Raw genomic sequence first — 8,261 nt, 5'->3', positions numbered from 1 at the left:
CGCGGCGGTGGTTCGGCCGTGGTGTTCGACGAGGCCGGCCACCTGCTGACCAACGCGCACGTGGTCGACGCCGGCCGGCGCGGCACCGCGACCTTCTCCGACGGCACCGAGACCCCGTTCCAGGTGGTCGGCACCGACCCGTTGTCCGATCTGGCGGTGCTGCGGGTGCCCGGGGACGCCCCGCCGGCGGCCACGCTGGGCGACGCCGACCGGCTGGTGGTCGGCCAGCTCGTGGTGGCGGTCGGCAGCCCGCTGGGGCTGGCCGGATCGGTCACCGCCGGGGTGGTCAGCGCGCTGGGCCGGTCGCTGCCGGTGCGGGCCGGGCGGGCCGGGCGGGTGATCGAGGACGTGATCCAGACCGACGCCGCGCTCAACCCGGGCAACTCCGGCGGCGCGCTGGCCGACTCGGCCGGCCGGGTGGTCGGGATCAACACCGCGGTCGCCGGGTTCGGGCTGGGCCTGGCCGTCCCGGTGAACGGCACCACGCTGCGGATCGTGGACACGCTGCTGGTCGAGGGCCGGGTCCGGCGCGCCTACCTCGGCATCGTCGGGATGCCCGCGCCACTGCCGGACGACGTGGCCGAGCGCACCGGGCAGCGGGCCGGGCTGCGGGTGGTCGAGGTGGTCGGCGGCGGACCGGCGCACCGCGCCGGGCTGCGCACCGGCGATCTGGTGCTGACCGTGGCCCGGGAACGGGTCAGCGACGCCCAGGGCATCCAGCGCCAACTGTTCGGCGAGGTGATCGGCACCGACCTGGCCATCACCGTGCTCCGCAACGGCGCCATGGTCGACGTGTACGCCCGGCCGGTCGAGCTTTCCGCCGAGTGATGAAAAACCGGTAGGCGCGCCAGGGGCTTGGCGGCACCATGGACGGCATGACGTGGTCCGGCCTGCTGGCCTTTCTGCTCGCATCGCTGCTGCTGGCGATGGTGCCCGGCGTGGGCACCGCGATGCTGCTCAAGCAGTCGGTCCGGGGCGGGCGGCGGGGAGCGTTGGCCACCGTGGCCGGCATGGAGGTCGGCGTCGCGTTCTGGGCCGTCGCCGCCGCGCTCGGGCTGTCCGTCCTGCTGATCGCCAACCAGGTGGCCTACGAGGTGCTGCGCGTCGTGGGGGTGTGCGTGCTGCTCTGGTTCGGCGCGAAGGCGCTGTTCGGCCGGCACCGGGGCGGCGACGCCGACCGGCCGGAACCGACCACCGGCTCGGGGTTCCGGGCCGGGATGCTGACCAACCTGGCCAACCCGAAGCTCGCGGTGTTCGCCATCTCGTTCCTGCCGCAGTTCGTCCCGCCGGGCAGCGCGCGCTGGGCGCTGGTGCTGCTGGCGGCGTTGTGGGTGCTCGTGGACACCGTCTGGTACCTGCTGATCGTCGCGCTGATCACGAGGATCATCGGCTGGCTCGGCCGTACCTCGATCAAACGCCGGCTGGAGCGGATCTCCGGCGCGGTGCTGATCGCGCTGGGCATCCGCCTGGCCGTGGAGTCCTAACTGGCGGTCTCCTTCGCCGTGTTCTCGACGGCGCCGTTGCGCCGCCACGGCAGGTCGGGGAGGTAGGCCATGGCGGCGATGCTCGGCGCGCGGGCCAGTTCGGGGTAGCGGCCGGCCAGGATGTGGCCGCGGATCTTCTGGGCCGCCGCCGCGGTCGGCAGCTCCCCCACGAACAGGAACGGCAGGATCAGCCGCCAGCCGGTGACGATCGTGCGGCGGTGCCGATGCGGCGCGCGCAGCCCGGCGACCGCGAGCCGCAGCGCGTGCTCGTTGGGGGTCATGGCATCGCCGAGCGCCTGGAAGTCCCACGCCCAGCGCGCCTGGTCGGCGGCGGCACAGGCCATGCAGCCGGAGTCGCCCGAGCCGAGCTGGCCGCCGCACCGGCCGCAGCGCAGCAGCCACAGTGCCCAGTCGGTGCAGGTCCACGGGTGCCGGCCGACCTCATCGGACAGCACCCGCCGGGCCAGCACACCCTCCTGGTCGGTGCCGGCCGCGATGTTCTCCTCGGCGAGCAACGCCTGCCAGTCCGCCCACCACAGACCGTCGATCCGTTCGGCGCAGATGACACAGTCCGGGTAACCGCGCCCGACCAGCTCACCGCAGTTCGTGCACGGCGTGGCCGAGTCGGGCCGGGACACCCGCCGGCCGCCCGGCGGATAGCTCTCCATCCGCGCCATTCCAGCACCGTACGCCGAACCGGGTGGGTTAGTCGCCTCTGGCGGGGTTCGGGCGTTGCTGACTACCCTCGACGGGGATAACTCAACACGCGGGAGCTCGCGCCGGAAGCGGGCTGAGAGGGTGGCTGGGCCGAAAACCCGGTGCCGCCGACCGCCTGAACCTGACCGGGTAATGCCGGCGTAGGGAGGAACTGCGCATGACCGCTCTGGACGACCGCTCCGTCCGGCCGAACGTGACCACCGGATCGATCAGCGGATCACACAAGGTGTACCTGGAGCACGGTGAGCTGCGGGTGCCGGTGCGCCGGGTGGAGCTGACCAACGGGGAGCACTTCGACCGGTACGACACCTCCGGGCCGTACACCGACCCGGACGCCACCATCGACGTCCACAAAGGACTGAACAAACTACGGGAGGGTTGGATCGCCGGACGGGAGCCGGTGCGCGGCGCGGTGACCCAGCTGGCCTACGCCAAGGCCGGGATCGTCACCGACGAGATGCGGTTCTGCGCCGCCCGGGAAGGCGTCGAGCCGGAGTTCGTCCGCCAGGAGGTGGCCCTCGGGCGAGCGGTCATTCCGGTCAACCGCAAGCATCCCGAGTCCGAGCCCGCGGTGATCGGCAAGCGGTTCCTGGTCAAGATCAACGCCAACATCGGCAACTCCGCGGTGTCCTCCTCGATCGAGGAGGAGGTGGACAAGATGGTGTGGGCTGCCCGGTGGGGCGCCGACACCGTGATGGACCTGTCCACCGGCAAGCGGATTTCCGAGACCAGGGAATGGATCCTGCGCAACTCGCCGGTTCCGATCGGCACCGTGCCGATCTACCAGGCGCTCGAACGGGTCGGCGGCGACCCCACCCGGCTGTCCTGGGAGGTCTACCGGGACACCGTGATCGAGCAGTGCGAACAGGGCGTGGACTACATGACCGTGCACGCCGGCGTGCTGCTGCGGTACATCCCGTTGACCGCCAGGCGGATCACCGGGATCGTCTCGCGCGGCGGGTCGATCATGGCCGCCTGGTGCCTCGCCCATCATCAGGAGAGCTTCCTCTACACGCACTTCGCGGAACTGTGCGACATTCTGCGCGGCTACGACGTCACGTTCTCACTCGGCGACGGGCTGCGGCCCGGCTGCATCGCCGACGCCAACGACGCGGCCCAGTTCGCCGAGTTGCGCACCCTGGGCGAGTTGACCCACGTCGCCCGGGACCGCGACGTGCAGGTGATGATCGAGGGGCCGGGCCACGTGCCGCTGCACAAGATCGCCGAGAACGTCCGGCTGTGTGACGAACTGTGCGGCGAGGCCCCGTTCTACACGCTCGGTCCGCTCGCGACGGACGTGTCGCCCGGCTACGACCACATCACCTCGGCGATCGGCGCCGCGCAGATCGGCTGGGCCGGCACCGCGATGCTCTGCTACGTCACCCCCAAGGAGCACCTCGGCCTGCCGGACCGGGACGACGTGAAGACCGGCGTGATCACCTACAAGATCGCGGCGCACTCCGCCGACCTGGCCAAGGGCCACCCGCACGCGCAGGACTGGGACGACGCGCTGTCCCGGGCCCGGTTCGAGTTCCGCTGGGTGGACCAGTTCAACCTCGCGCTGGACCCGGACACCGCACGGTCGTTCCACGACGAGACGCTGCCGGCCGAACCGGCCAAGACCGCGCACTTCTGCTCGATGTGCGGGCCCAAGTTCTGCTCCATGCGGATCACCCAGGACGTCCGCCGCTATGCCGAGGAGCACGGAATGTCCGATGTGGACGCACTGGACGCGGGGATGCGGGAGATGTCAGCGGAGTTCCACCGGCACGGCGACCGGGTCTACCTCCCGGTCACGGACCAATGACACCCACCCCGCCCCGGGCGCTGACCATCGCCGGGTCGGACTCCGGCGGCGGCGCGGGGCTGCAGGCCGACCTGCGCACGTTCTTCGCCTGCCGGGTGCACGGCCTGGTCGCCGTCACCGCGGTCACCGTGCAGAACTCGCTCGCGGTCAGCGCGGTCGCCGAGATCCCGGCCGGCATCGTGGCCGCCCAGATCGAGACGGTGGCCACCGACATCGGCGTGCAGGCCGCGAAAACCGGAATGCTGGCCAGTGCCGAGATCATCGAGGCGGTGGCCAAGGCCTGTGACCGGGTGGACATCGGGCAGGGCGGCCGGATCCCGTTCGTGGTGGACCCGGTCGCCGCGTCGATGCACGGCGATCCGTTGCTGCACAAGGATGCCCTGCAGGCGCTGCGGTCCGAGCTGTTTCCCCGGGCCACGCTGGTCACCCCCAACCTGGACGAGGTCGCGCTGCTCACCGGGATCGGCGTGCGCAACCGCGCCGACCAGCGCGATGCCGCGGTCGCGCTGGTCGAGTTGGGCGCCGGATGCGCGCTGGTCAAGGGCGGGCACATGCGCGACGATCCGGAGTGCGTCGACCTGTTCTACGACGGCCGGACGTTCACCGAACTGCCGGCGGCGCGGATGGACACGAAGCACACCCACGGCAGCGGCGACACGATGGCCTCGTCGATCACCGCCGCACTGGCCCGGGGCATGGACCTGCCGGCGGCGGTCCGGTACGGCAAGCGGTTCGTCACCCGGTCGGTCCGGGCCGCCTACCCGCTCGGCGCCGGGGTGGGACCGGTCTCTCCAATGTGGCGGCTGGCGCAGGAAGATCCTGCAGAATCGGGGCCGTGACTTCCCGCGAACGCGTCCGAAACCTCGTCGAGCACAGACGGTTCCAGCAGTTCATCATCATCGTGATCATCGTGAACGCGGTCACGCTCGGCCTGGAGACCTCGCCGAAGCTGGTCGCGGAGTTCGGCCCACTGTTACACGTGGCCGACCGGATCGCGCTCGGGATCTTCGTCGTGGAGCTGGCGTTACGGCTCTACGCCTACGGAATGCGGTTCTTCACCGACGCCTGGAGCGTGTTCGACTTCGTGGTGGTGGCGATCTCGCTGATCCCGGCGACCGGGCCGTTCTCCGTGCTGCGGGCCCTGCGGGTGCTGCGGGTGCTGCGGCTGGTCTCGATGGTTCCGGCGATGCGCCGGGTGGTCAACGGGCTGCTGGCCGCGGTGCCGGGCATGGCCTCGATCGGGCTGCTGCTCGGCCTGGTGCTGTACGTGGCCGCGGTGATGGCGACCAAGCTGTTCGGGCACATCGCCCCGGAGTACTTCGGTGATCTGGGCACCACGCTGTTCACGCTGTTCCAGGTGATGACCGGGGAGGCGTGGCCGGACATCGCCCGCGAGGTGATGGCCGAGGCGCCGATGGCCTGGATCTTCTTCGTGGTCTACATCCTGGTGTCCACGTTCGCGGTGTTGAACCTGTTCATCGCGGTGATCGTGGGCGGGATGGAGCGGGGCGTGACCGACGAGATGGTGCAGGCCGAGGAGAAGCACGCGGCCGACCAGGCCGCCTCCGACCGTATGCTGCTCGACGAGATCCGCGCCCTGCGCGCCGATGTCGACGCACTGCGCGCGGCCCACGCGGGAGGGTCGTCGAATTAGGTCTTGGGCCGGCCAACGGAACCTCAGGGGACCGTGACGGCAGCCAGCCACAATCCACCTGTTGCCCGCACCGTTCGCTGGAACGCACCACCGCATTAAGTCCGGAGAGGCGGACTAGTGGCCTGGGCCCAGAAGCGTTGCGGGATGCGGCCTGCGCCCCGGGCCAGGCGGCCGGCCTGCACGGCGTGCCGCATGGCGGCGGCCATGCGTTCCGGGTCGGTGGCTCTGGTCACGGCGGTGGCCAGCAGGACGGCGGCGCAGCCGAGCTCCATCGCGAGGGTGGCGTCGGAGGCGGTGCCGATACCGGCGTCGAGCACGACCGGCACCCCGGCCCTGGCCACGATCAGCTCGATGTTGTGCGGGTTGCGGATACCCAGGCCGGTGCCGATCGGCGAGCCGAGCGGCATCACCGCCGCGCAGCCGGCCTCCTCCAGCCGCAGCGCCAGCACCGGGTCGTCGTTGGTGTAGGCGAGCACGGTGAAGCCGTCGGCGACCAGGGTGCCCGCGGCGTCGAGCAGTTCGACCGGGTCGGGCAGCAGGGTGCGGTCGTCGGCGATCACCTCCAGCTTGACCCAGCCGGTGCCGAGCGCCTCCCGGGCCAGCCGGGCGGTCAGCACCGCCTCGGCCGCAGTGCGGCAGCCGGCCGTGTTGGGCAGCGCGTCGATTCCCAGGCGCCGCAACAGGTCCAGCACCCCGGAGCCGCCGGCCGTGTCCACCCGGCGGATCGACACGGTGGTCAGCTCGGTGCCGGCGGCCACCAGCGCGCGCTCCAGCACCGACAGGTTGCCCGCGCCGCCGGTACCCATGATCAACCGGGAGCTGTACTCCCGGCCGGCGATGACGAGGGGATCGTCCATGGCTCAGCCGCCCTGTACCGCGGTGAGCACCTCGACCACGGCACCGTCCGGCACCGTCGTGTGCACGTGCGCGGCGCGCGGCACCACCACCCCGTCCAGCGCCACCGCCACCCCGGCGGCCGGCACGCCCAGCTCGCCGAGCAGCGTGGCCACGGTGCTGCCCTCGGCCAGTTCGCGGTCCACCCCGTTGACCCTCGCCTCGATCATGTCGCTCCCTCCGGTTCGAACGCCGCGGCGAAGTGCGTTCCGCCGTCGACCAGTGCGGCCACCGCGTCGGCGGTGACCGGGGCCAGCAGCAGGCCGTTGCGGTGGTGGCCGGTGGCCACCAGCACGCCCGGTTCCAGCCAGCCGATCAGCGGCAGATTGTCCCGGCTGCCGGCGCGCAGCCCGGCCGCGCACTCGACCAGCGCGTACTCGGCGATGCCGGGCAGGATCCGTTCGGCGTCGGCGAGCAGGTCGCGCACCCCGCGCACGGTCACGTCGGTGTCGAACCCGGCCTCGTACTGGGTCGCGCCGAGCACCAGCTCGCCGCCGGCCCTCGGCACCAGGTAGACCGGCCGGCCCTCGACGATCCCGCGCACGGTCCGGCGCGGCGGCGGCAGCGCGCCGGATCGCCCCCGCAGCCGCAGAATCTCGCCCTTCACCGGGCGGACCAGCCCGGCGAGCGCGGGATGCAGGCTCCCGCTCCACGCCCCGGCCGCGATCACCGTGATCTCGATGTCCACTGTGGACCCATCGGTCAGCTCGACCGTGCCCAGCCGGACCGCGCGTGCCGAGGCGTTGAGGAATTCCACGCCGCGCCGCCGGGCCGCCGTCCGCAGACTGGTGAGCAGCAGCCGGTTGTCCACCGCGAGATCCCCGGGCACCAGAAGTCCACTTCGGACATTCGGGGCAAGTCCCGGCTCCAGCGCACGCAGCTCCCGGCCGGACAGCCGGCGCACCGACCGGCCGAGCTGGTCCAGATACCCGGCCAGCGCCTCCAGTTCGGCCGCGTCGGCCGCGTCCAGTCCGGCCAGCACCGTCCCGTCGGTACGCAGACCGGGATCCTCCGCCTCGGCCGTCAGCGTCGCGGCGAACGCCGGCCAGGACGCGAGCGAGGCGGAGCCGAGCTCGAGCAGGCCTTCCTCGCCGGGACCGGCCTCGGCCACCGGCGCCAGCATCCCGCCGGCCACCCAGGACGCCCCGCTGGCCGGCGCCGGGTCGATCAGCCGCACGCGGTGCCCGGCGCAGGCCAGCCGCCAGGCCACCGACAGGCCGATGACCCCGCCGCCCACCACCGCGATCTGTTTGCTCATCACGCTCCCTGCGCCGGCATGACCCGGATCAGGTTCGACGGTCGGGATCGGCAGATCCCCTCTCAGCCCGGTCCCACCGGGCTCCCGTGCTAGCCACCACTTCGACCGTACCCCACCCGTCGCACCCGAAATTCACGCCAGCGGTACTACTACTCCCATGCCAGGACTGGACGGGGATCAGATCAGGCGGCGGCTGGCCGGCGCGCGGCTCTACCTGTGCACCGGGCTGCGCCCGGATCTCGGCGAGTTCGCCGACGCCGCCCTTGCCGGCGGCGTGGACATCGTGCAGTTGCGGCACAAGGGGTTGGAGGCCGGGCCCGAGCTCGCGGCGCTGGCGGTGCTGGCCGAGGCGTGCGCCCGGCACGGCGCGCTGCTCGCGGTCAACGACCGCGCGGACGTGGCGCTCGCGGCCGGCGCCGACGTGCTGCATCTCGGCCAGGACGACCT

10 protein-coding genes and 1 riboswitch are annotated in these 8,261 nt (G+C 72.1%); of the genes, 6 read left to right on the top strand and 4 right to left on the bottom strand.

The features are described 5' to 3' along the window. Both VFO68_RS05460 and VFO68_RS05455 read left to right on the top strand, forming a co-directional pair. On the top strand, positions 1-828 hold an 828-nt coding region (locus VFO68_RS05460), incomplete at its 5' end, for a S1C family serine protease (protein WP_325157050.1). 47 nt (positions 829-875) lie between these two features. Continuing rightward, positions 876-1,484, top strand: a complete 609-nt coding sequence (locus VFO68_RS05455; RefSeq protein ID WP_325157049.1) for a LysE family translocator — start codon at positions 876-878, stop codon at positions 1,482-1,484. Here VFO68_RS05455 and VFO68_RS05450 read toward each other — a convergent pair. Beyond that, positions 1,481-2,161: a hypothetical protein gene (locus VFO68_RS05450; protein WP_325157048.1), complete on the bottom strand. Its 681-nt coding sequence runs from the start codon at positions 2,159-2,161 to the stop codon at positions 1,481-1,483. The two genes, VFO68_RS05455 and VFO68_RS05450, sit on opposite strands and share 4 nt — an antisense overlap. Before the next feature lie 197 nt (positions 2,162-2,358). On the opposite strand from VFO68_RS05450, the gene thiC reads away from it, so the two are divergent. Genes thiC through VFO68_RS05435 form a run of 3 tightly spaced genes read left to right on the top strand, consistent with a single transcriptional unit; the run spans position 2,359 to position 5,662 of the window. Next, on the top strand, positions 2,359-4,008 hold the full coding sequence (gene thiC / locus VFO68_RS05445; RefSeq protein WP_325157047.1) for a phosphomethylpyrimidine synthase ThiC: 1,650 nt from the start codon (positions 2,359-2,361) through the stop codon (positions 4,006-4,008). Further along, a complete protein-coding gene (gene thiD, locus VFO68_RS05440; protein WP_325157046.1) occupies positions 4,005-4,847 on the top strand; it encodes a bifunctional hydroxymethylpyrimidine kinase/phosphomethylpyrimidine kinase in 843 nt (280 codons plus the stop codon). Before thiC ends, thiD begins: the two co-directional genes overlap by 4 nt. Then, on the top strand, positions 4,844-5,662 hold the full coding sequence (locus tag VFO68_RS05435) for an ion transporter (protein WP_325157045.1): 819 nt from the start codon (positions 4,844-4,846) through the stop codon (positions 5,660-5,662). The genes thiD and VFO68_RS05435 overlap by 4 nt, the downstream gene beginning before the upstream one ends. Before the next feature lie 95 nt (positions 5,663-5,757). Here the strand turns inward: VFO68_RS05435 and VFO68_RS05430 are convergent, their stop codons facing one another. The 3 genes from VFO68_RS05430 to thiO all read right to left on the bottom strand — a co-directional run bounded on the left by VFO68_RS05430 (position 5,758) and on the right by thiO (position 7,814). After that, a complete protein-coding gene (locus VFO68_RS05430) occupies positions 5,758-6,519 on the bottom strand; it encodes a thiazole synthase (RefSeq protein ID WP_325157044.1) in 762 nt (253 codons plus the stop codon). A gap of 3 nt (positions 6,520-6,522) precedes the next feature. Continuing rightward, complete coding sequence (gene thiS / locus VFO68_RS05425; RefSeq protein ID WP_325157043.1) at positions 6,523-6,726, bottom strand: sulfur carrier protein ThiS; 204 nt, start codon at positions 6,724-6,726, stop codon at positions 6,523-6,525. Beyond that, on the bottom strand, positions 6,723-7,814 hold the full coding sequence (gene thiO, locus VFO68_RS05420; protein ID WP_325157042.1) for a glycine oxidase ThiO: 1,092 nt from the start codon (positions 7,812-7,814) through the stop codon (positions 6,723-6,725). The genes thiS and thiO overlap by 4 nt, the downstream gene beginning before the upstream one ends. After that, positions 7,803-7,912, bottom strand: a riboswitch (TPP riboswitch). Its footprint overlaps the gene before it by 12 nt. Before the next feature lie 59 nt (positions 7,913-7,971). Between thiO and VFO68_RS05415 the strand changes: the two genes are divergently transcribed. Beyond that, the coding region (locus VFO68_RS05415; RefSeq protein ID WP_325157041.1) for a thiamine phosphate synthase at positions 7,972-8,261 on the top strand (290 nt) is incomplete at its 3' end.

Source organism: Actinophytocola sp. (assembly GCF_035712165.1).
Classification (GTDB): Bacteria; Actinomycetota; Actinomycetes; order Mycobacteriales; family Pseudonocardiaceae; genus DASYTH01.
This window is presented reverse-complemented; position numbering and strand designations above follow the sequence as displayed.

What these genes read in the sequence shown, in the direction of transcription:
- VFO68_RS05455 (WP_325157049.1), top strand. Translation starts at nt 876, where the DNA reads ATGACGTGGTCCGGCCTGCTGGCCTTTCTGCTCGCATCGCTGCTGCTG.
- VFO68_RS05450 (WP_325157048.1), bottom strand. Translation starts at nt 2,161, where the DNA reads ATGGCGCGGATGGAGAGCTATCCGCCGGGCGGCCGGCGGGTGTCCCGG.
- thiC (WP_325157047.1), top strand. Translation starts at nt 2,359, where the DNA reads ATGACCGCTCTGGACGACCGCTCCGTCCGGCCGAACGTGACCACCGGA.
- thiD (WP_325157046.1), top strand. Translation starts at nt 4,005, where the DNA reads ATGACACCCACCCCGCCCCGGGCGCTGACCATCGCCGGGTCGGACTCC.
- VFO68_RS05430 (WP_325157044.1), bottom strand. Translation starts at nt 6,519, where the DNA reads ATGGACGATCCCCTCGTCATCGCCGGCCGGGAGTACAGCTCCCGGTTG.
- thiS (WP_325157043.1), bottom strand. Translation starts at nt 6,726, where the DNA reads ATGATCGAGGCGAGGGTCAACGGGGTGGACCGCGAACTGGCCGAGGGC.
- thiO (WP_325157042.1), bottom strand. Translation starts at nt 7,814, where the DNA reads ATGAGCAAACAGATCGCGGTGGTGGGCGGCGGGGTCATCGGCCTGTCG.